Source organism: Comamonas sp. MYb69 (assembly GCF_037479315.1).
Lineage (GTDB): Bacteria > Pseudomonadota > Gammaproteobacteria > Burkholderiales > Burkholderiaceae_C > Comamonas.
In genome coordinates this window covers 257756-279943 of record NZ_JBBGZG010000005.1, presented here as the reverse complement: position 1 = coordinate 279943, position 22188 = coordinate 257756, and the positions used below count along the sequence as shown (strand labels likewise).

The following is a 22188-nucleotide window of genomic DNA, read 5'->3' as shown; positions in this document are numbered from 1 at the left end:
ATGCGCCGTACCGAAGCCGGTACCGGCGCATTGCGCTTGGAGAAGCGTTGTTGGAACGTTGTCCCTAGGGCGCGAAGGCCGCTAATTTATCACGTTGCCTTGGCCGCTGCATTCGAGCCCAGCGCAATCTTGAGCAGATCAGCGACGGTATTGGCGCCCAGCTTTTCCATGATGTTGGCGCGGTGCGCCTCGACGGTCTTGATGCTGATGCCCAGGTCATCGGCGATCTGCTTGTTCAGGCGGCCGGCCACAATGCGCTCGAGCACCTGCGACTCGCGTCCGGTGAGCTTGGCCAGCAGTGCATCGCGGCTGGCCGCTTGCTGGTGGCCAGCGAAGGCATCGCGCGCCTGGTCGAGCATGCGCTCGACCAAGGCATCGAGCTGGGCTTCGTCAAAAGGCTTCTGGATGAAATCCATGGCGCCTTTTTTCATCGTGTCCACGGCCATCGGCACGTCGCCGTGGCCGGTGATGAAGACGATGGGCAGCGGCGACTTGTTCTCGATCAGGCGGTCCTGCAGTTCCAGACCACTCATGCCACCCATGCGGATATCGACAATCAGGCAGGCGACCTCGCGGGCATCGTAGCGTGCCAAGAAGGATTCGGCCGAATCAAAGCAGCGCACCCGGTAATCCTTGCCCTCCAGCAACCATTGAAGCGAGTCACGCACCGCCTCATCGTCATCGACTACGTAGACCGTGCCCTTTTTGGGGATCAAGCTCATGCACAATTCCTTCTATCAGTATGGGTATAGCGCTGGCTATTCAGCCGACTCCGCGGGGCTGGCCACCGGAATCCAAAAGCTGAAATTACAACCTGTCACCTCCGGACCATTGTAGAGGTTCTCGGCCTGCATCCGGCCATGGTGAGATTCGACAATGCTGCGGCAGAGATTGAGACCGATTCCCATGCCTTCGCTCTTGGTAGAGAAGAAGGCCTGGAACAGGCGCTCCAGTGCTTCAGGTGACAGGCCGCGCCCCGTATCTTGAACGGAAAACTCTATCACATCCGTGGCGTCGATCTTGCGAGGCACGACGCGCAGTTCCACCATGCGCTGGTGGGCCGGGCGCTCGGCGTTGGCAATGGATTCGGCGCCGTTCTTCATCAGGTTGATGAGCACCTGCTCGATCAGGATGCTGTCGACCTTGACCTTGGGCAGGCGTGCGGCAACGTGGTGCGAAAGCCGCACATTGTGGCGCTTGAGCTCGATCGAGCCCAGCTCCACCGCTTCGCTGACGATGTCGCTGACATCGGCCAGTGCCCGGTTGGGCTCGCTGCGTTTGACAAAGGAGCGGATGCGGTGGATCACCTGGCCGGCGCGTTGCGCCTGGTGCGCGGTTTTCTCCAGGGCCCCGAGCAGCGCTTCTTCGCTCAGGCTCCCGTTCTTGACGCGGGTGATCATGCCCGAGCAGTAGTTGCTGATCGCTGAGAGCGGCTGGTTTAGCTCGTGCGCCACGCTGGACGCCATCTCGCCCATGGTCACCAGGCGGCTCACGGTGGCGGCCTTCTCCGCCTGGCGGGCCGATTGCTCCTCAGCCTGGCGGCGTGGCGTGATGTCAGTGGCAATCACCATCTGTGCCAGGCGCCCGTCCACCCAGTTGAGGTAGCGCGAGCGCACTTCCAACCATTTGCCCAGCTCGGCGATATAGATCTCGGCATTGCCGCTGACGGCAGTGGTGATCTCGTCACTGGGCAGGCCCATCAGCCCGTCTTCGTCGTCCATGCTGGTGCTGGCATTGCTGTTGCTGGGCAGCACACCGGCCTGGGCCACCAGTTGCAGATGGCCCACCGTTTGCGAGCCAAACCATTGGCGGTAGAGCTTGTTGGCAAACAGCAGCTCGGCACTGCCCAGCGGCGCGACCGACACCGAGGCGTCCAGCGCCTCGAGCACGATGGTGAAGCGCTCATAGGACGCCGAGAGTTGCTCGCGGATGCGGTTGGGCTCGGTGATGTCGGTCATCGAGGTCATCCAGCCGGTCTGGCGGCCGTGGCCGTCGATCAGCGGCGAGACATAGAGCCGCGCCTCGAACATCGTGCCGTTCTTGCGCTTGACCCGCATCTGGAAACCACCGGGAAACACCTTGCCGCTCATCTCGTCGATCAGCATGTCGTGGTAGGTGCTCTGGTCGCCCTCGGGCCAATAAGGGTAGGGCGGGAGCTTGCCCACCAGCTCTTCTTCGCTCCAGCCGGTCATCTGGCAAAAGGCGGCGTTCACATAGGAGATACGGCCTTGCAGATCGAGCGCACGCATGCCCGTGAGCACACTGTTTTCCATCGCCCGGCGGAAATTGGTCTCGCCCTGCAGCGCTTCTTGCGCGCGTATGCGCTTGCGGGTGTGGCGCCAGGTCGCCACCAGCAGCCAGGCGGTCATAAAGCTCAGCACACAGACCAGCCAGAACAGGCCGTTGCTGACCAGGCCGAGCGAGGTGTGGTAGCCCTGGGCACGCAGCTTCAGACTGTTGCCTACGGGCGCGACCGGCATCTCGAATTCATTGGGCGCTGCGCGCCAGGGCAGCAGCCGCTGGGCCGCGACACGCGGGGTCAGCGGTGTGCCGGCCAGCGTCGTGCCCTTGCCGTCCTGCAAGGTCACCGCATAGCGGGCCAGGATCTCGGTGGGTGTGCCGTAGCGCAGCAGGTTGTCGATCGAGAACTCGGCCAGCAGCACGCCGCCAAAGCGGCCCTTCTGGCTGATGGGCACCTCCAGCAGCAGCATGGGCGCCGTCTCGCTGGTGGCCAAAGGCTGCGAGAAGACCGGTTGCTGCAGGTCGCGCGCCATCTCAAAGAGCTCGAGCAGCTCCTTTTTCTGGATCACTTCGTCCAGGGTGAGCAGGTTCTCGGCCGCGACGCTCGGGCCAAACTGGGTGGCACGCACCTGGCGGCCGGTATCAATCCAGGTCAGCGCCTGCAGCTCGGCGTACTGGCTGATCAAGGTGTCGGCCCGGTCATTGAAGCCGTTCTTGTCGACGTCCTGGTTGCCCACGTCGCGGGCCAGGCGCATCAGCTGCTCCTGGCGCTCCGATAGGCGCAGCCGGATGCGCTGCTGGGCATATTCCACATCGCGGCGCATGGCCTCGCGTTCACGCTCAAGCTCTTCGCTGCGCAGGTACCAAAAAGCGGCCACGATGGCGATGAAAAACATCACCACGGCCACCAACGGCGCAATGGCCGCATAGCGGTCTTGTCTCGAAGGTGACAGCCCGCGCCACCAAGTCTGCCACATCTGCACCAAACGGGGTCGGCTGTTCGGGGGCGGGGTGGCGGGGCGCTCGGTCGAATTCATGGTGGCTGAGTGTAGACCAGGGCGGGGCGGCCATACCCTGATGCTGGACAAATCGCTGATCTTGTCCCCGATGTGTCCTTCTGTAGCGCCCATGCATTGTGCGTTTGCAGCAATTTCCCATAATATGAAAATGAAGACCGCTATTTGAAATCTTCAAAAAATGTGAGAAACTCTGGCACAGTCATTCATAGCAGATCACTTGAAGGAGACGCGAGCATGTCCGAACCATCCGAACAAAAAGCCGTCAACGGCCCCACCCGCACCGACGACCAAGAAACCCGAGAATGGATGGACGCGCTGTCCGCTGTGATCGACCGTGAAGGCGCAGATTACGCCCACTCGCTGATCGAGCAATTGCTCGAGCACGCGCGCCAGAACAGCGTCGATCTGCCTTTCTCCGCCAAGACCGGTTACGTCAACACCATCGAGACCGAGCAGGAAGCGCGCAGCCCCGGCAACCTCGAGATCGAACAACGCCTGCGCGCCTACATGCGCTGGAACGCCATGGCCATGGTGGTCAAGGCCAACCGCATTCACCCGCCAGAAGGTGGCGACCTGGGTGGCCACATCGGCTCCTTCGCGTCGCTGGCCAGCATGTTTGGTGCCGGCTTCAACCATTTCTGGCATGCCGAGAGCGACAACCACGGCGGTGACTGCCTCTACATCCAAGGCCACGTATCGCCCGGCATCTATGCCCGCGCCTACCTCGAAGGCCGTATCAGCGAAGAGCAACTGCTCAACTTCCGCCAGGAAGTGGATGGCAAGGGTCTGTCGAGCTACCCCCACCCCAAGCTGATGCCCGATTTCTGGCAGTTCCCCACCGTGTCCATGGGCCTGGGCCCCATCATGGCGATCTACCAGGCGCGCTTTTTGAAGTACCTGCACGCCCGCGGCATTGCCAACACCGAAAACCGCAAGGTCTGGGTGTTCTGCGGCGACGGCGAAATGGACGAAGTCGAATCCTTGGGCGCGATCGGCCTGGCCGCGCGTGAAAACCTCGACAACCTGATCTTCGTGATCAACTGCAACCTGCAGCGCCTGGACGGCCCGGTGCGCGGCAACGGCAAGATCATCCAGGAACTCGAAGGCGAGTTCCGCGGTTCCGGCTGGAACGTGATCAAGCTGATCTGGGGCAAGGGCTGGGATGCCTTGCTGGCCAAGGACCATGACGGCGCGCTGCGCAAGATCATGATGGAATGCAACGACGGCGACTACCAGGCGTTCAAGGCCAACGACGGCGCTTATGTGCGCAAGAACTTCTTCGGCCGCGATCCACGCACCCTGAAGATGGTCGAGCACATGAGCGACGACGAGATCTGGAACCTGCAGCGCGGTGGCCACGATTCGCAAAAGGTCTATGCCGCTTTCCACGCTGCGCAAAACCACCAGGGTCAGCCCACCGTCTTGCTGGTCAAGACCGTCAAGGGCTTTGGCATGGGCAAGGTCGGTGAGGGCAAGAACAACGTCCACCAGACCAAGAAGCTGGCCGATGAGGACATCAAGGCCTTCCGCGACCGTTTCAATATCCCGATCCCCGACAGCCAGATCGCCGACCTGCCTTTCTACAAGCCAGCCGACGACACCCCGGAGATGAAGTACCTGCACGAGCGCCGCAAGGCCTTGGGTGGCTACCTGCCCAAGCGCCGCGAAAAGGCCGACGAGCAGTTCACCGTGCCTGCGCTGGACACCTTCAAGGCCGTGCTTGAAGCCACGCCAGAAGGCCGTGAGATCTCGACCACGCAGGCCTATGTGCGTTTCTTGACCCAGCTGCTGCGCGACAAGGAAATCGGCCCCCGCGTGGTCCCGATCCTGGTGGACGAGGCCCGTACCTTTGGTATGGAAGGCCTGTTCCGCCAGATCGGCATCTACAACCCGCATGGCCAGCAGTACACCCCGGTCGACAAAGACCAGGTGATGTACTACAAGGAAGACACCAAGGGTCAGATCCTGCAGGAAGGCATCAACGAAGCGGGCGGCATGTCCAGCTGGATTGCAGCGGCAACCAGCTACAGCCATAGCAACCGCATCATGATTCCGTTCTACATCTACTACTCGATGTTCGGATTCCAGCGCATTGGCGACCTGGCCTGGGCCGCAGGCGACCTGCAGGCGCGCGGCTTCTTGCTGGGCGGCACCTCGGGCCGTACCACCTTGAACGGTGAAGGTCTGCAGCACGAAGACGGCCACAGCCATATCCTGGCGGGCACGATCCCCAATTGCATCAGCTACGATCCGACCTTCTCGCACGAAGTGGCGGTGATCATGCACGAAGGACTGCGCCGCATGGTGCAGAACCAGGAAAACATCTTCTACTACCTGACCCTGCTGAACGAAAATTATGCGATGCCAGGCCTCACGCCCGGCACCGAGGAAAAGATCCTCAAGGGCATGTACCTGTGCAAGGCCGGTGGCGCCGGTGACTTGCGCGTGCAGCTGCTGGGCTCGGGCACCATCCTGCGCGAATCCTTCTTTGCGCAAGAGCTGCTGGCTGCCGACTGGGGCGTGACTGCCGACGTCTGGAGCTGCCCATCGTTCAACGAACTGACCCGCGACGGCCAGGACGCAGACCGCTGGAACCTGCTGCACCCGCTGGAAACCGCCAAGGTGCCGTTTGTGACCGCCGAGCTGGCGGGCAGCACCGGCCCGGTGATCGCCTCGACCGATTACATGAAGTCCTACGCCGAGCAGATTCGCCCCTTCATCCCCGCTGGCCGTACCTACAAGGTGCTGGGCACGGACGGCTTTGGCCGCTCGGACTTCCGCCGCAAGCTGCGCGAGCACTTCGAGATCGACCGCCACTACATCGTGGTTGCCGCCTTGAAGGCGCTGGCCGAAGACGGCAAGCTGCCCGCGCAAAAGGTCGCCGATGCGATTGCCAAGTACGGCATCAACGCCGACAAGATCAACCCGCTGTACGCCTAAATTGCACCAGGAGACACCACAATGGCATTGATTGACATTCAAGTCCCCGATATTGGCGACTTCGCAGAAGTGGGCGTGATCGAGTTGCTCGTCAAGCCCGGTGACACCGTCGCCAAGGACCAGTCGCTGATCACCGTCGAGTCCGACAAGGCCTCGATGGAGATTCCGTCCAGCCACGCTGGCGTGGTCAAGGAAATCGTCGTCAAGATTGGCGACAAGGTGGCCGAAGGCTCGGTCATCATCAAGCTCGAAGCGGCCGATGCAGCTGCTGCCGCACCCGCTGCGCCGGCACCGGCTCCCGCCGCTGCGGCAACCGCTGCTGCGGCTGCACCTACGCCTGCACCCCAGGCTGCTGCTGCGCCTGCGGCCTCGGGCCCGGTCGAAGTGAAGGTCCCCGATATCGGTGACTTCAAGGACGTGGCCGTGATCGAGCTGCTGGTCAAGGTGGGCGATACCGTCACCGAAGAGCAGTCGCTGTTCACCGTCGAGTCCGACAAGGCCTCGATGGAAATCCCATCGCCTGCCGCTGGCGTGGTCAAGGAGCTCAAGGTCAAGATTGGCGACACCATCAATGTCGGTGATCTGGTCGCCATTTTGGAGGGCAGCGCCGCTGCTGCACCAGCGTCCGCACCCGCAGCGCAAGCCCCCGCAGCTGCTGCGCAAGCCCCCGCAGCTGCTGCGCCGGCCCCCGCTGCCAGCGCACCGGCCCCTGCTGCAGCACCTGCCGCTGCACCGGCTGCAGCCGTGCCCGCCCACAACCCCACCGTGCCGCCCTCGGGCGCGATGCCTTATGCATCGCCATCGGTGCGCAAGTTTGCGCGTGAGCTGGGCGTGCCGCTGGACGAGGTCAAGGGCTCGGGCAACAAGGGCCGTATCACCGCCGATGACGTGCAAGCCTTCACCAAGCAGGTGATGGCCGGTGCCGTGCAGACGAAGGCACAGGCGGCCAAGGCGCCCGCTGGTGGCGGCTCTGGCGCAGGTCTGGATCTGCTGCCATGGCCCAAGGTTGATTTCAGCAAGTTCGGCACCGTCGAGCGCAAGGACCTCTCGCGCATCAAGAAGATCTCGGGCGCCAACCTGCACCGCAACTGGGTGATGATCCCGCACGTCACCAACAATGACGAGGCCGACATCACCGAGCTCGAAGCCTTCCGCGTCTCCACGAACAAGGAAAACGAGAAGAGCGGCGTCAAGGTCACCATGCTGGCCTTCGTGATCAAGGCCCTGGTCTCTGCACTCAAGAAGTTCCCTGAGTTCAACACCAGCCTCGATGGCGACACCCTGGTCTACAAGCAGTACTTCAACATCGGCTTTGCGGCGGACACGCCCAATGGCCTGGTCGTGCCGGTGCTCAAGGATGCCGACAAGAAGGGCATCATCCAGATCAGCGCAGAAATGGGCGAGCTGGCCAAGAAGGCACGCGACGGCAAGCTGGGCGCAGCCGACATGCAAGGCGGCTGCATCTCCATCTCGTCGCTGGGCGGCATTGGTGGCACGCACTTCACGCCTATCGTGAATGCCCCTGAAGTGGCCATCCTGGGCCTGTCCAAATCGGCGATCAAGCCGGTCTGGGACGGCAAGCAGTTTGTGCCACGTCTGATGCTGCCGCTGAGCCTGTCGTACGACCACCGCGTCATCGACGGCGCCTCGGCCGCACGCTTCAATGCCTACCTGGGCCAGGTGCTGGCGGACTACCGCCGCATCATCCTGTAATCGGAGACGCACACTATGGCAATCGTAGATATCAAAGTCCCCGACATTGGTGATTTCGCTGAAGTGGGCGTGATCGAGCTGCTGGTGCAGCCTGGCGACACCGTCGCCAAGGACCAGTCGCTGATCACCGTCGAATCGGACAAGGCCTCGATGGAGATCCCGTCGAGCCATGCTGGCGTGGTCAAGGAGCTCAAGATCAAGATCGGTGACAAGGTCGCTGAAGGCTCGGTGATCCTGTCGCTGGAAGCCGCAGAAGGCGCAGCCGCTGCCCCCGCAGCTGCTGCTGCACCTGCAGCCTCGTCGCCCGCTCCGGCCCCTGCAGCAGCGGCGCCTGCTGCGGCAGCGCAAGCTGCAGCGCCGGCACCGGTGGCCAGCAACTACAGCGGCCAGGTCGATGAAGACTGTGACGTGGTCGTGCTGGGCGGCGGCCCAGGCGGCTACTCTGCGGCCTTCCGCGCGGCCGATCTGGGCCTCAAGGTGGTGCTGATCGAGCGCTACAAGACCCTGGGCGGCGTCTGCCTCAACGTGGGTTGCATCCCATCGAAGGCACTGCTGCATGTGGCTGCCGTGATGGACGAGGTCAAGCACCTGGAAGTCGCCGGCGTCAAGTTCGCCGCGCCCGAGGTCAATATCGACCAGCTGCGCGCCCACAAGGAAAAGGTCATCGGCAAGCTGACCGGCGGTCTGGGCCAGATGGCCAAGATGCGCAAGGTCACGATCGTGCGCGGCTATGGCAATTTCGTCAGCGCCAACCACATCGAAGTGCAGGAAACCTCGGGCGACGGCCAGGACAAGACCGGCGCCAAGAAGGTGGTGCAGTTCAAGAAGGCCATCATCGCTGCGGGCTCGCAGGCGGTGCATCTTCCCTTCATGCCCAAGGACGAGCGCGTGGTCGATTCCACCGGTGCACTCGATCTGAAGGCGGTGCCCAAGCGCATGCTGATCCTGGGCGGCGGCATCATCGGCCTGGAAATGGGCACCGTCTACAGCACGCTGGGCGCACGCCTGGATGTGGTCGAGATGATGGATGGCCTGATGCAAGGCGCTGACCGCGATCTGGTCAAGGTCTGGCAAAAGATGAACGCGCCGCGCTTTGACAACATCATGGTCAACACCAAGACCGTGGCTGCCGAAGCGACGCCCGAAGGCATCAAGGTCTCGTTCGAGCCTGCCAAGGACGGCGTGACCGTGCCCGAACCCCAGGTCTACGACCTGGTGCTGCAAGCCGTGGGCCGCACGCCCAATGGCAAGAAGATCGGCGCAGAGGCTGCAGGCGTGTCCGTGACGGACCGTGGCTTTATCAATGTCGACATCCAGATGCGCACCAATGTGCCCAACATCTTCGCGATCGGCGACATCGTGGGCCAGCCCATGCTGGCACACAAGGCCGTGCACGAAGCGCATGTGGCCGCTGAAGTGATCGCTGGTGAGCTGCAAGGCAACAAGGAGCTGGCCGCTGCCGCTTTCAATGCCCGCGTGATCCCATCGGTGGCCTACACCGATCCCGAAGTGGCATGGGTGGGTCTCACCGAAGACCAGGCCAAGGCCCAAGGCATCAAGGTCAAGAAGGGCCTGTTCCCCTGGGCTGCGTCGGGCCGCGCCATTGCCAATGGCCGCGACGAAGGCTTTACCAAGCTGCTGTTTGACGACTCGCCCGAAGCCCATGGCCACGGCAAGATCCTCGGCGGCGGCATGGTTGGCACGCACGCCGGCGACATGATCGGCGAGATCGCCCTGGCCATCGAGATGGGTGCAGACACCGTGGACATCGGCAAGACCATCCACCCGCACCCCACCTTGGGCGAGAGCATTGGCATGGCCGCAGAAGTGGCCCATGGCACCTGCACCGATGTGCCGCCTGTGCGCAAGTAAGACCAGCCGGTCTTGAGCCGCTCTGCAAAAGACAGCCTACGAGCTGTCTTTTTTTGCCTGTGCGCCCAGCGTTCAATGCCGTGCAGACCACGGCATGGGTTTACTCATAGTCAAACTCCGCCCGGTAGTCATCCAGGTCGATACCTTCAGCGCGCAGCGGCTCCACCAGGCGAAAGCGTGTGACCTTGGCCGATGCGGTGATATAGCCTTTGATGACCCAATCGCGGGTGACGGGGCTGCGCGCCTCTTGCGCCAGTTGCTCGATGACGCGGGTGGTCTTGCGCCGGGCCAGCATGCGAAAGAACGCCGGCACATGGGCGAGCAGGCGTTGCAGCAGGTCCTCGGCATCGGCGGTCCATTCGCCTTGCTTGGGCAGCTCGGGCACAAAGCCCCATTCGTCTTCGGTCAAGGCGCGCCAGAGCACGATGGCATGGCCATCGGCATCGCTCACACAGGCCATTTCTTCCAGCTCGGGGGTGCGCATCGGCGCATAGCGAGAGCTGCTGCCTGCCGCCAACAGGGCTTGGTAGGCCTGGGCCACATCGGCCACCTGCAGGCGCAGGCTTGTCTGCGACTCCACCTTGGGCACCTGCAGCAGCCGCAGCAAGGCGCTGCCGGTGTCGATATCAACATAGCCCTCGCCGCTGCGCGCAGCGGCAAAGCCGATCACATCACGCCAGAGATGCGTGGCCTTTTCCAGATCGCTGCAGGGAAGGACAAGGTGGCTGATTCCGAAAAACATGGCATGCGGGGATAAAAATAACAGCGCCGATGATAGCCGCCCGGGCAGTGCTTTGATCAGAACTGATCATGGATGTCATTTCTGGCAGAGCCACTGGCAGTTGTCTTGGAGACAGCCCAGGCTGCCCATTCGCCTCTGGATGGGCGAAGATCCCGGCTAAACAAAGCTTGCGCAGCGCATCGGCACTTCTCGCCAATGCCGCTGCAGCCCATCAGGAGACCCAACCCATGACCCCCCACGCGCTCACTTCTGCTGCCGCATTGGCGATGGCCGCTAGTTTGGCCGTTGCAGCCAGCCCGGCCCTTGCTGCCTATCCGGACAAGCCCATCAAGCTGATCGTGCCGTTCCCGCCCGGCCAGGCCACCGATATCTTTGCCCGTGCGCTGGCCGACATGCTGGGGCAGAAGCTCGGCCAGCCGCTGGTGGTAGAGAACAAAGCCGGCGCGGGCAGCAATATCGGCTCCGAGCAGGTGGCGCGCAGCGCGGCCGACGGCTACACCTTGCTGGTCGCGGGCAGCGCGATGGCGGTGAACCAGACCCTGTACAAAAAGGTGAACTTCGATCCCCGAGTGGACCTGGTCGGCATCAGCTTGATCGCCAAGGTGCCCCTGGTCTTTCTGGCCAACCCGGCCAGTGGCATCAAAAGCATGAACGACCTGGTCGCCAAGGCCCGCGCAGAGCCGGGCAAACTGAGCTATGCCAGCGCCGGCATTGGCGGCACCCAGCATTTGAGCGCGGAGATGGTCAAGGCCCGCGCGGCGCTGCAGATCGAACATATTCCCTACAAAGGCAGCGGCCCGGCCCAGGCGGATTTTCTGGGCAACCAGGTGCCGCTGATGGTCGATTCGGTCACCGCCGCATTGGCCAATATCCAGGCCGGCAAGGCCGTGCCGCTGGGGGTGACGTCTGCCACGCGCTCCAGCCAGCTGCCTCAGGTGCCCACGATTGCTGAATCGGGCCTGCCGGAGTTCAAGGGCTTTGAGGCCGTGGGCTGGCTGGGCCTGATGGCTCCCAAGGGCACGCCCAAAGCCATCGTCGACAAGCTGAACCAAGAGACGGTGGCCATCCTCAGCAGCCCCGAGATGCAGAAGTTCATCCGCGACCGGGGCTCCGAGCCCGCGCCGACCAGTGGCCCGGAGATGGACCGCTTTGTGGCCAGCGAAATCGCCGAGTGGGGCAAGGCAGTCAAGCAGTCGGGCGCGACGGTGGAATAGGGCTACCACCGGGGCTCGCAGCCAGAGTCCTTACGCGCCACCGACCATGTCGCCCAGGCGTCGCGGCGCCTGGCTGCGCTTTTCTACACTCTTTGTCGCCTATAGACCGAAATGGAGACAAAGATATGGTGTTGACGCGCAGAAGCATGCTGCAAGCGGGGGCTGCCACGGCAGCCGGTGCATGGATGGGGGCGGGCGCATCGCTGGCCCATGCCAGCAAGACCTTTCCCACCCGGGCGATCAAGCTGGTAGTGGCTTTTCCGGCCGGTGGGCCGACCGATCTGACGATGCGCCAACTGGCCGAGAACGCCGCCAAGGTGCTGGGCCAGCCGATTGTGGTGGAGAACCGCCCCGGCGCTGCTGGCTCGCTGCCCGCAACCCAGCTGCAGAACACGGCAGCGGATGGCTACACCATCGCCCAGCTGCCGATGAGCGTGATGCGCCTGCCCTTTACCACCGGCCTCAAATGGAACCCGGTGGAGGACCTGAGCTACATCATCAATGTCACCGGCTATGCGTTCTGCATGGTGGCCAGCACCCAGTCCGGCCTCAAGAGCTGGCAGGATGTGGTGGCCTGGGCCAAGGCCAATCCTGGCAAGCTGACCTTGGGCAATACCGGCACCTACACGTCCCCCCACGTCACCTCGGCCATCATTGCGCAGCAGCTGGGCCTGGATGTGGTGCATGTGCCCTACAAGGGCTCGTCCGAGCTGATGCGCGCCACGATGGCGGGCGAGGTGATGGTCGCGGCAGACACCAGCGCCGTCATCCCCTATGTGGACCAGGGCCGCATGGTCGCCTTGAATGTCTGGACCGAAAAGCGCCTGCCGACCTTGCCCAACACCCCCACCTTGATCGAACTGGGCCTGCCGACCACGCAGTATTCGCCCTTTGGCCTGGTGGGCCCCAAGGGCATGCCGGTTGATGTGCAAGCTGCCTTGCACAAAGCCTTCAAGCAAGCGATGGAGATGGAAAGCTACCAGGCCATGCTGCAGCGCTTTGAGATGCTGCCGATCTACATGAACAGCGCTGATTACAAAAAGTTTGCCGCCGAGTCCACCGTCAAGGAAAAGGCCGTGCTGGCCAAGCTGGGGCCGCAGGCTTGATCCAGCATTGATGGCCGAATGGCGTTGAGACGGTATTGGTTTTGGAGATAACTGTATTTATATACAGTATTTGCAAGAATCTACCTTCAACCGGCCCACGCCTCCAGCCATCCCAGAGGGGGCGCTTCCCCAAGCGGGACCGCGCCCGCACTGGCGAAGCTGTGGGGGTTTTGCTAGAATACTGTACATATACACAGTATCTATGCAAACCCTCGCCAAACTTCAGATCCTGGCCGATGCCGCCAAATACGATGCCAGCTGCGCATCGAGCGGCAGCAAGCCCCGCAACTCCCTGGGCGGCAAGGGGATGGGCTCGACCGAGGGCATGGGCATCTGCCACAGCTATACGCCCGATGGCCGCTGCGTCTCGCTGCTCAAGATTCTGCTGACGAACTTCTGCATCTACGACTGCCGCTACTGCATCAACCGCAAAAGCTCCAATGTGCAGCGTGCGCGCTTTAGCGCGGCCGAGGTGGTGGGCCTGACCTTGGACTTTTACCGCCGCAACTGTATAGAGGGCCTGTTTTTGTCGAGCGGCATCATCCAGTCGTCGGACTACACCATGGAGCAGCTGGTGGAGGTGGCGCGCAGCCTGCGCGAGGACCATGATTTTCGCGGCTATATCCATCTGAAGACGATTCCGGATGCTTCCCCCGAGTTGCTGGCCCTCGCGGGCCGCTATGCAGACCGGCTCAGCATCAATATCGAGCTGCCCACGCAGCAGGGTCTGCAGCAATTGGCGCCCGAGAAGGATGCCGTTGGCATTGCCTCGGCCATGCACCAGGTGGCAGAACATATCGAGGTCGCGCGGCAGCAGAGGCAGGATCAGCAGGGCAGCAAGCTGGTATCGCTGCCCCGCCAGCGCCAGGCCGCCCGGGCCGCAGCGCCCAGCTATGCGCCGGCCGGCCAAAGCACGCAGATGATTGTCGGCGCCGACAGTGCCAATGATGCGACCATTCTGCTCACCAGCAGCGCGCTCTACACCGGCCAGCGCCTGCGCCGGGTCTACTACTCGGCCTTCAGCCCCATCCCCGATGCCTCGTCCGATCTGCCGCTGCAGGCGCCGCCGCTGATCCGCGAACACCGGCTCTACCAGGCCGATTGGCTGATGCGCTTCTACGGTTTCAGCCCGGCAGAAATTACCGCACCAGCGGCCGGCGGCATGCTCGATCTGGAGCTAGACCCCAAGCTCGCCTGGGCGCTGTCGCAGCGCCAGCATTTCCCGGTGGATTTGAACCGTGCGGCCAAGGCCTGGCTGCTGCGGGTGCCGGGCTTGGGTGTCGGCAGTGTCGAGCGTCTGCTGGCTGCCCGCAAGGTGCGCCGGCTGCGGCTGGCCGATCTGCAGCAGCTGCGTGTGGCTACCAGCAAGGTGCTGCCTTTTGTCGAGCTCGACGACTACCACCCGCCGCTGGCCATGCTCGACAGCCCGAGCTTGCGCCAACAGCTGCTGGCCCAGATGGGGCAGGGCGCCGTGCAGCGCCGGCACAGCGGCATGCAGTTGGCGGCTGCGGCGCAGATAGCCCTGTTTTGAGGAGGCCAGGCATGCAGGCAGAGAACGACAGCTTGACGGTGATGTTGGACGCACCGGATGACTTTGCCGGCTTCCGCCAAGCGGCGCGGGTATTGCTGGCCCTGGGCGCAGCGCCCGAGCTGGTGCATTGGCGCTGGTCGGATACGTTGGCCACCCAGGCCGAGGATGGTGATTTGTTTGCGGATGCTGCTGCCGATGCTAGTACCGATGCCCCAGCCCGCGTTATCACCCCCGATGCGCTGGACCGTTTGGCCATCGCACCCGGCCAGCCGGTGCATATCCGCAAACCCCAGCTGGCCGTGCTGCGCCATGCCTGCTGCCACCGCAACCCGGGACGCTTTATGCTGTGCTACCGCTGGCTGTGGCGGCTGCAGGCCATGCCCAGCCTGGCGGGCGATGCGCTGGATGCCGATTGGCGCGAGATTGAGCGCCTGGCCCGTGCGGTGGGGCGCGAGATCCACAAGATGCATGCCTTTGTTCGCTTTCGGCCCGCGCAGGACGAGAAGGGCGCGCCGCTGCATGTGGCCTGGTTCGAGCCCGAGCACCACATCGTGCGCGCCGCCTCGGGCTTTTTCAGGGAGCGCTTTAGCAATATGCGCTGGGCGATTCTGACGCCGGACTGCAGCGTGCTCTGGGACCAGGAATGCCTGCAATGGGGGCCTGGCGCCACGCAAGCCCAGGCACCGGGCCCCGATGCGGGCGAAGCGCTGTGGTTGGCCTATTACCAATCGACCTTCAACCCGGCGCGCCTCAAGGAGCAGGCCATGCTGCGCGAGATGCCGCGCCGCTACTGGAAGAACCTGCCCGAGACGCAGCTGATCAGCGGCCTGGTCACAGGTGCGCGCAGCCGCACCGGGCTGATGCTGGCGGCGCAGCCAGCCGCTGAACGCGCCTGATCAGGCCTGCGGATCTGCAAGATCAGTGCAGCGAGACGTCTTCTCGGCGCACATGGTCATTGGCCGTGCCCGTGGGGCGGCTGGACCAGTAACCGGCCAGCAGCGAGCCCGATATGTTGTGCCAGACCGAGAAAATGGCACCCGGCAGCGCGGCCATGGGGCTGAAGAACTTGGCGCCCAGGCTGGCTGCCAGGCCCGAGTTCTGCATACCCACCTCGATCGCCAGGGTGCGGCAGACCGATTTGTCAAAGCCCAGCAGGCGACCACCCCAGTAGCCACCCAGGTAGCCGATCAGGTTGTGCGCAATGACGCCCGCCACCACGACGCCGCCGACGGTGGCAATGCGGTCACGGCTCAAGGCCACCACGGTGGAGAGCACCAACAAGATCGCCACCATCGATACGAGGGGCAGCAGGCGCTCGATGCGCTTGATCTGCGCATGCCAAAAATGGTTCAGCAGCAGGCCCAGGCCAATGGGCAGCAGCACGATCTGCGCAATCTCCATCAGGAGGGCGCTGACCGGCACATCGATCGAGGCCGAGATGTAGAGGCGCGCGAGCAGTGGCGTGGCCACAATCCCCACCAGGGTCGACAGCGCACTGATCGTGACCGACAGCGCCACATCGCCCTTGGAGAGAAAAATCATCACATTGGATGACGTGCCGCTCGCCACGCTGCCCACCAGCACCATGCCTGCCGTCAGCTCGGGCGGCATGTTCAGCGCCTTGGCAATCAGCCAGGCGGCCAGGGGCATGATGAGGTAGTGCAGGAACAGTCCCGCCGCAATCGGGGCCGGGCGCTGCAGCACGCGGCTGAAATCGGCCACGCGCAGGGTTACGCCCATCGCAAACATGATCAGCATCAGCAGCTGGGCGATGTGGGGCTTGAAGCCCAGGAAAGCCGAAGGCGCGCTGTAGGCGATCAGCGCCATCACAGCCGCCCAGACGGGGAAAAGACGGGTCAACAAGGCAAGCACGGAAATATCCAGACCAAAAACGGGCCCCAGACTGCGCAGAGGGACAAAGCCGGTTGCACAGGGGCCAAAAAGCAGGGAGTGGTTGATGCGTGGCCGCGGCTGTGCTGGCCGGGCAGGGGATAGCGGTCCGGGGCAGCAAAAGGGCGGTGAACGCGGCGCTACCGGTGGGTAGCGGGCAGGCGCTGGGAGCTTGTGGCTGGCCGCATCAGAGCCGCGATCATACGGTTACGGCTGCAACTGGTTGGGGCGAGCGGCCGGTGGCATCACGGCGCAGTCGGATATAGGTGCGCAAGGCCTGGCGGTGCTGGGGCAGGTGCAGGCACCGGGCTTGCCAGTGCAGCTGAACGATGGAATGCTGGCATCTTTTGTACCCACCGCATGCTACGTTCCAAATAGCACGCTTGGGCGCCAATGCGGGGCTGGGTGCTTGGCGCACCAGCCTGGTAAAAAGAGCGGCTCACGCGGCCTGTATTGTAGGACTGCAGGCTTTTTGTGCCCAGCGCCGGCATGCTGTGGTGGCAATCGGTAGATCATCCAGTAGAGTTGTTGAGATTGGTTAACGATCTGATGCATAACTGCAACAAGGTGCCTGGGCACCGTGCGGCTGCATCCCCCGTCTCGCAATGCGCGTCCTGAACTGGCTGTCAAAGCTGGTCCCCCACAGAGCGGCACTGCCAGACCATCTATAGCTTTGTGCCAGGCGGCCTGCGCGCTGGACACACTTTTTTGGAGGAGGGTGCAGATATGCCACCCCAAGCAGCATCTTCCATGCCGCTGCCGCAGATCGGCGGCTGGCTTGAACACAGTGTGGGCCCCTTGATGAGTTGGTGCGTGCTGGTCGCGGCGGCAGCGCTGGCCGGGCACATGGTTTTCAGACTCAGCGGTTTTCCGCGCATGCTGGGCTATACGGTCGTGGGCCTGCTGGCTGGCTGGCTCGGCTTTGGCGATCTGCCCTGGCCGCTGCAGGGCAATACCCAGGTGCTGCTGCACACCGCAGTGGGTACCAGCATGTTGATTGCCGCGTCACAGATCTCGCTCAAATGGCTGGTGCGACAGCCATTTTTGCTGCTGCAAAGCCTGGTCGAATCGCTGGCTGCGCTGGTGCTGGTCACCGCCACCTTGCAACTGCTGGGCATGGGCTGGGCCGTGTCGCTGGGGGTGGGCGTGGTGGCCATGGCCGCCTCGCCATCGGTGCTGCTGCGCATCTCGGCCGATCTGCGCTCCAGCGGCGCCGTGACCGACCGCAGCTTGCTGATGGCCACCTTGGGCTGCATGTATGCGCTGGTGCTGGGCCTCGTGGTCACCGTGGCCTGGTCGCCCGTCGCCGGCACCGATGCCCAATCGGGCCTGGTGCTGACGGCAGCCGGCATGGGCCATCTGCTGTGGAGCCTGGGTTTGACCCTGCTGTGGGCACTGCTGACCACCGCCGCGCTGTGGCCGGTGCTGCGCTGGCAATCCTCGCGCAGCGATTCCACCGCGCTCTACATGATTGCGGTCTTGGTGGCAGCCAGCCTGATGGCCGAGCGCCTGGGTGGGTCGGCCGCGCTGGGCTTTGTGCTGGCCGGGGTGATGCTGCGCAACCTGAGCCCCAAGCCCATGGTCTGGCCCTCGGCCTTTATGGCCGGCAACACCATGCTCAACTTGCTGATGTTTGTGCTGGTGGCCAGCATGGCCGGCCAGATTGCACCCAGCGCGGCGCTGATCAGCCTGGTCGCTGCCGTCAGTCTGGCGCGGCTGGTGGGCAAGATGGGCGGCGTGCTGCTCTTGGGTGCGGGCACCGGCATTGGCTGGTTGCGCCAGTGGCCTGTGGCCTGCGCGCAGTCGCCCAGCTCAGGTCTCGCCTTGCTGCTGGCCTCGGCCCAGGTGGCGCAATGGGCATCCATCAACCCCGAAGTGGCAGTGAGCGTGTCGTCCATCGCGCTGCCGATGATTGTGCTGTGCGAGGTGATCGGCGTGCTGCTGGCCTCGCTCGCTTTGTGGCGCAGTGGCGAGGCGCACCGCGGCATCGGCCTGTCCGCCCTCACCAGCAAGGAGAAACGCCATGACGCTTGAAGCCTTCCACCAGTCCGAGGCCTTGACGCTCGGCGTCGAGCTGGAGCTGCAGCTGGTCAACACCAACCACTATGACCTGACGCCCTATGCCCCCGATATGCTGGCCCTGCTGAAAAACGCGCAGGTGCCCGGCTCCATCGTGCCCGAGGTGACCACCAGCATGATCGAGATATCGACCGGCATCTGCACCGACGCCCAGGATGCGTACCAGCAGCTGAGCGTCACGCGCGACGCGCTGGTCAAGGCCGCAGACAAACTCAATATTGCGCTGGCCGGCGGCGGCACGCACCCGTTTCAGCAGTGGCACCAGCAGCGCATCTACAACAAGCCGCGCTTCAAGGAGATCACCGCGCTCTACGGCTACCTCACCAAGCAGTTCACCATCTTTGGCCAGCATGTGCATGTGGGCTGCCCCGGGGCCGATGCGGCCTTGATGATGCTGCACCGGCTCTCGCGCTATATCCCGCACTTTATTGCGCTGTCGGCCTCCAGCCCCTTTGTGCAGGGGCAGGACACGGCCTTTGATTCTGCCCGGCTCAATTCGGTGTTTGCGTTTCCGCTCTCGGGCCGGGCACCGTTTGCGCTGCACTGGGAGGACTTTGAGCGCTACTACGACAAGATGACCGCCACCGGCGTGATCCACAGCATGAAGGACTTCTACTGGGATATCCGGCCCAAGCCTGAGTTTGGTACGGTGGAGGTGCGGGTGTTTGACACACCGCTGTCCATCGAGCGCGCCGTGGCGCTTGCTGCCTATGTGCAGGCGCTGGGGGCCTGGTTCCTGGCCGAGGAGCCGTTCGAGCCCAGTGAGGACGACTACCTGGTCTACACCTACAACCGCTTCCAGGCCTGCCGTTTTGGCCTCGAAGGCGCCTATGTGGACCCGGCGACCAGCGAATCGTTTGGGCTGCGCGAGCATATCTTGCTCACCTTGCAGCGTATCCAGTCCTATGTGCCGGAGAACAGCAAGGAGGCCTTGCAGCAGTTGCGCAAGACCGTCAACGAAGGCGTCAACGATGCGAGCCGCCTGCGCGAAGCCTATGCGCAGGCCCAGCAGCTCCCTGAGGTGGTGCGCCAGTCGACCTTGCGCTTCCGATACTGAAGCAAAACCGCCCATTAAATCCACCGGCTTGAAGGCGATCCGGGGCTGGCCTGCATTACAGTGCATGGGCCAGCCATTCTTTATGCCTTCAACCGTGTCTGAAAAATCTCTGCTGCTCATCCAGGTCGGCACACCGCCCGACGACATCCGTGCCCAGGTCGGCGATTTGCCACTGTGGTTCTCCGCCGTTCTTGCCGCTGGGCCTGCCTTCACGGTGGTGCGGGTGTTTGAGGGTGAACCCTTGCCGCCGCATGACGCGCACAGCGCGGCGATCATCACCGGCTCCTGGGCGATGGTGACGGACCTGCTGCCCTGGAGCGAGGCGACCGCCCAATGGATACGGGAGGCGATGGCGCGGGAGATGCCGCTCTTTGGCATTTGCTACGGCCACCAGCTGATGGCCCATGCGCTCGGTGGCCGGGTGGACTACCACCCGCAAGGCCGCGAGATGGGTTGCCTGGATATTGCGCTGCTGCCCGGCGCAGAGCACGAGGCCTTGCTCGCAGGCTCAGGCCCGCAGTTCAAAGCGAATCTGACCCATATGCAGACCGTGTTGGAGTTGCCACCCGGCGCCCGGGTGCTGGCCAGATCGGCCCATGACCCGCACCAGGTGGTGCGCTATGGGCCCCATGCGGTATCCACCCAGTTCCATCCGGAGTTCAGCCCGGCGGTGGCTGCCGCCTGCATCCAACTGCGCGCGCAGGCGCTGCAATCGGAAGGCTTTGACCCGGCGGCGATGCTGGAGCAGCTGAGCGACACGCCTGTGCCCCAACAGATGCTGCAGCGCTTTGTGGCCGCCTATGCCACCCAGCCAGCAGCTGCGCCGGCACTGCAAGCGGCCCAGCTGCCTCAGGCCGAGACGATCTTGACGGTATAGCCCTTGCCAGAGGCGATCACCTCCAGCAGGCGGTCGATATTGGGGTGCGCGCCGGGGCGGGCCTTGGCGTCGTCCGTGTGCTCGGCAAAGATCGTGAGGCCTTCTTCGGCCGCTGCCACATTGATGCCGCCATGCTTGGCTGCCAGCGCGTTGTAGACCTTGACCGAACCGGCTTTGCCCGGTGCATTGGGAATGGTGGCCGCCACCTGGCCATCGGCAGCGATCAGTTGCAGCTCGGCGATATGGTCGATGGAGGGCAGGGACTGGAGGTTGTCAGCAAAAGCCATGGGGATTCCTGGGCGCAGAAGTGATATCAAAAAAATAGCTGCCGGTGCTTATTGCATGGGCAGCTCACGGGTTTTGTATTATGCAACAGCGCTTGCCGCCAACGGGGGCAGGGCGGCCGTCCTGCCGCCTTCAGCCGTCGTTAGCCCTGTGCCTTCACCAGGTCCATGATAAAGCGCCAATGCACCTCATCCACCGGCGTGATCGACAGGCGATTGCCTTTTTGCAGCACGCGCATGTCTTGCAGCTCTGGGTACTGGCGCAATGCAGCCACCGTGATCGGCACGATCTTGCGCAGTGCCTGCACATCGCGCATCAACCAGCGCGGGGCCTCCGGCTTGGACTTGGGGTCATAGTATTTGGACTGCGGGTCAAACTGGCTGGTATCGGGCCGCAGCCGGCCTGCAATGCGGGCGATGCCGTAAATACCGGGCTCGGCGCAGCTCGAATGCCAGTACAGCACACCGTCACCCACCTGCATGTCATCGCGCATGAAATTGCGCGCCTGGTAATTGCGCACCCCATCCCAGGCAATGGTGGCATCAGGGGCGCTGAGCGCATGGTCGATCGCATATTCGTCCGGCTCGTTTTTCATCAGCCAGTAGCGGGGGGATGCAGCGTTCATGGTGTTCGTTGGTGACGGGGTGGGAGCCATTGGGTGGCACGGCCTGGAGCCAGCCGCGCATGCATGCGCCATGCTAAACGATGCGCCGGCGCTGCTGCTGCCAGCACAGCCATGCGGGCCTGCGGATCACCGGCGGCGTTTATACGAGACAAGCCACAGCGGAATTGGCGGCAACATAGTACAATAGAGAGCTTTGCAAGCTTTTATAGCTTGGAGGCGCTGGCTGCCCTGGCAGCTGCGCCGTCAATATTGTGTGGGATGCTGGCTGTTGCGCCCCGTTGTCGGGCTGGCAGATATCCGCTTGGTTGCCTTGCAGGCCCTTGCCCCTTGGGTGGCGAGAGTTGACAAGGCCCTCCCGAACCATGGAGAGAGCCACCGCTTGTTGGTGGCACTGAGAACAGCATGGCGAACCGGTTTCGCACATGCACCACTAGACAAGGATTCGTCGACTTATATGGCTAAAGAAGAACTGATTGAGATGCAAGGCTCCGTGACCGAAGTGCTGCCCGATTCGCGCTTTCGCGTGAAGCTGGACAACGGCCACGAGCTGATTGCCTACACAGGCGGCAAAATGCGCAAGCACCACATTCGCATTCTGGCCGGTGACAAGGTGTCGCTGGAGATGTCGCCCTACGATCTGAGCAAGGGCCGCATCACTTTCCGTCACCTGCCTGGCCGTGGCCCGGCGCCGACCCAACAACGTTAACCGCATGGGTGCTGGCCGCTGTAAAAAAATCGTCAAATACGAAATGCAGCTGCCCAAACCCTGGTTACAATAACGGCTTAGTCGGAGCGTAGCGCAGCCTGGTAGCGCATCTGCTTTGGGAGCAGAGGGTCGCGAGTTCGAATCCCGCCGCTCCGACCATTCCATTTAAAAACCTGTTGCATGCAAATGCAGCAGGTTTTTTGTTTTGGCAATGCTTGGCAATTTGCGATATGGCGCGGTTTATTCTGATGGAGTGCCGGCAACCATCTTTCACATTCTGCTTCATGCACG

General features: G+C 63.2%; 17 protein-coding genes and 1 tRNA gene. 12 read left to right on the top strand and 6 right to left on the bottom strand.

What is annotated here, in order from left to right:
- Positions 1-89 precede the first annotated feature (89 nt).
- Positions 90-722, bottom strand: coding sequence for a response regulator transcription factor (locus tag WH303_RS09500; RefSeq protein WP_021028067.1), 633 nt, complete (start codon positions 720-722; stop codon positions 90-92).
- 36 nt (positions 723-758) lie between these two features.
- On the bottom strand, positions 759-3278 hold the full coding sequence (locus WH303_RS09495) for a PAS domain S-box protein (RefSeq protein ID WP_052330143.1): 2520 nt from the start codon (positions 3276-3278) through the stop codon (positions 759-761).
- Positions 3279-3494: 216 nt separating this feature from the next.
- Here WH303_RS09495 and aceE point away from each other — a divergent pair, with 216 nt between their 5' ends.
- Genes aceE through lpdA form a run of 3 tightly spaced genes read left to right on the top strand, consistent with a single transcriptional unit; the run spans position 3495 to position 9785 of the window.
- Complete coding sequence (aceE, locus tag WH303_RS09490) at positions 3495-6200, top strand: pyruvate dehydrogenase (acetyl-transferring), homodimeric type (RefSeq protein WP_339518143.1); 2706 nt, start codon at positions 3495-3497, stop codon at positions 6198-6200.
- Positions 6201-6221: 21 nt separating this feature from the next.
- Positions 6222-7913, top strand: coding sequence for a dihydrolipoyllysine-residue acetyltransferase (aceF, locus tag WH303_RS09485; RefSeq protein WP_339518142.1), 1692 nt, complete (start codon positions 6222-6224; stop codon positions 7911-7913).
- Positions 7914-7928: 15 nt separating this feature from the next.
- Positions 7929-9785, top strand: coding sequence for a dihydrolipoyl dehydrogenase (gene lpdA / locus WH303_RS09480; RefSeq protein WP_339518140.1), 1857 nt, complete (start codon positions 7929-7931; stop codon positions 9783-9785).
- Positions 9786-9885: 100 nt separating this feature from the next.
- On the opposite strand, the gene WH303_RS09475 is transcribed toward lpdA, so the two are convergent.
- Positions 9886-10527, bottom strand: coding sequence for a DUF2621 family protein (locus WH303_RS09475; protein WP_021028062.1), 642 nt, complete (start codon positions 10525-10527; stop codon positions 9886-9888).
- A gap of 266 nt (positions 10528-10793) precedes the next feature.
- Here WH303_RS09475 and WH303_RS09470 point away from each other — a divergent pair, with 266 nt between their 5' ends.
- From WH303_RS09470 to WH303_RS09455, 4 genes are all read left to right on the top strand, one after another.
- Complete coding sequence (locus WH303_RS09470) at positions 10794-11741, top strand: tripartite tricarboxylate transporter substrate binding protein (RefSeq protein ID WP_339518224.1); 948 nt, start codon at positions 10794-10796, stop codon at positions 11739-11741.
- 131 nt (positions 11742-11872) lie between these two features.
- Complete coding sequence (locus WH303_RS09465; protein WP_445228272.1) at positions 11873-12847, top strand: tripartite tricarboxylate transporter substrate binding protein; 975 nt, start codon at positions 11873-11875, stop codon at positions 12845-12847.
- A gap of 202 nt (positions 12848-13049) precedes the next feature.
- Positions 13050-14378 (top strand): putative DNA modification/repair radical SAM protein, encoded by a 1329-nt coding sequence (locus WH303_RS09460; protein WP_339518136.1) that lies wholly within the window; start codon positions 13050-13052, stop codon positions 14376-14378.
- A gap of 11 nt (positions 14379-14389) precedes the next feature.
- Positions 14390-15274 (top strand): TIGR03915 family putative DNA repair protein, encoded by an 885-nt coding sequence (locus tag WH303_RS09455; protein WP_339518135.1) that lies wholly within the window; start codon positions 14390-14392, stop codon positions 15272-15274.
- 22 nt (positions 15275-15296) lie between these two features.
- Here the strand turns inward: WH303_RS09455 and panS are convergent, their stop codons facing one another.
- Entirely contained in the window at positions 15297-16250 is a 954-nt protein-coding gene (gene panS / locus WH303_RS09450; protein ID WP_339518134.1) for a ketopantoate/pantoate/pantothenate transporter PanS, read from the bottom strand.
- A 744-nt stretch (positions 16251-16994) separates the two neighbouring features.
- Here panS and WH303_RS09445 point away from each other — a divergent pair.
- From WH303_RS09445 to WH303_RS09435, 3 genes are all read left to right on the top strand, one after another.
- Entirely contained in the window at positions 16995-18302 is a 1308-nt protein-coding gene (locus tag WH303_RS09445; protein WP_339518133.1) for a cation:proton antiporter, read from the top strand.
- Positions 18292-19404 carry a YbdK family carboxylate-amine ligase gene (locus WH303_RS09440; RefSeq protein WP_021028055.1) on the top strand — a complete coding sequence of 371 codons (1113 nt, stop codon included), beginning with the start codon at positions 18292-18294 and terminating at the stop codon, positions 19402-19404. The genes WH303_RS09445 and WH303_RS09440 overlap by 11 nt, the downstream gene beginning before the upstream one ends.
- Before the next feature lie 94 nt (positions 19405-19498).
- The gene (locus WH303_RS09435) at positions 19499-20281 is read left to right on the top strand and encodes a glutamine amidotransferase (protein WP_339518132.1); all 783 of its coding nucleotides are present in this window, start codon (positions 19499-19501) and stop codon (positions 20279-20281) included.
- Here the strand turns inward: WH303_RS09435 and WH303_RS09430 are convergent.
- Positions 20254-20568 (bottom strand): DUF2322 family protein, encoded by a 315-nt coding sequence (locus WH303_RS09430; protein ID WP_339518130.1) that lies wholly within the window; start codon positions 20566-20568, stop codon positions 20254-20256. The two genes, WH303_RS09435 and WH303_RS09430, sit on opposite strands and share 28 nt — an antisense overlap.
- A gap of 140 nt (positions 20569-20708) precedes the next feature.
- A complete protein-coding gene (locus tag WH303_RS09425; RefSeq protein WP_339518129.1) occupies positions 20709-21191 on the bottom strand; it encodes an EVE domain-containing protein in 483 nt (160 codons plus the stop codon).
- Positions 21192-21645: 454 nt separating this feature from the next.
- Here WH303_RS09425 and infA point away from each other — a divergent pair, with 454 nt between their 5' ends.
- Together infA and WH303_RS09415 are read left to right on the top strand one after the other, a co-directional pair.
- On the top strand, positions 21646-21897 hold the full coding sequence (infA, locus tag WH303_RS09420) for a translation initiation factor IF-1 (protein WP_021028051.1): 252 nt from the start codon (positions 21646-21648) through the stop codon (positions 21895-21897).
- Between the two features lie 82 nt (positions 21898-21979).
- A tRNA-Pro gene (locus WH303_RS09415) sits at positions 21980-22056 on the top strand.
- Positions 22057-22188 lie beyond the last annotated feature (132 nt).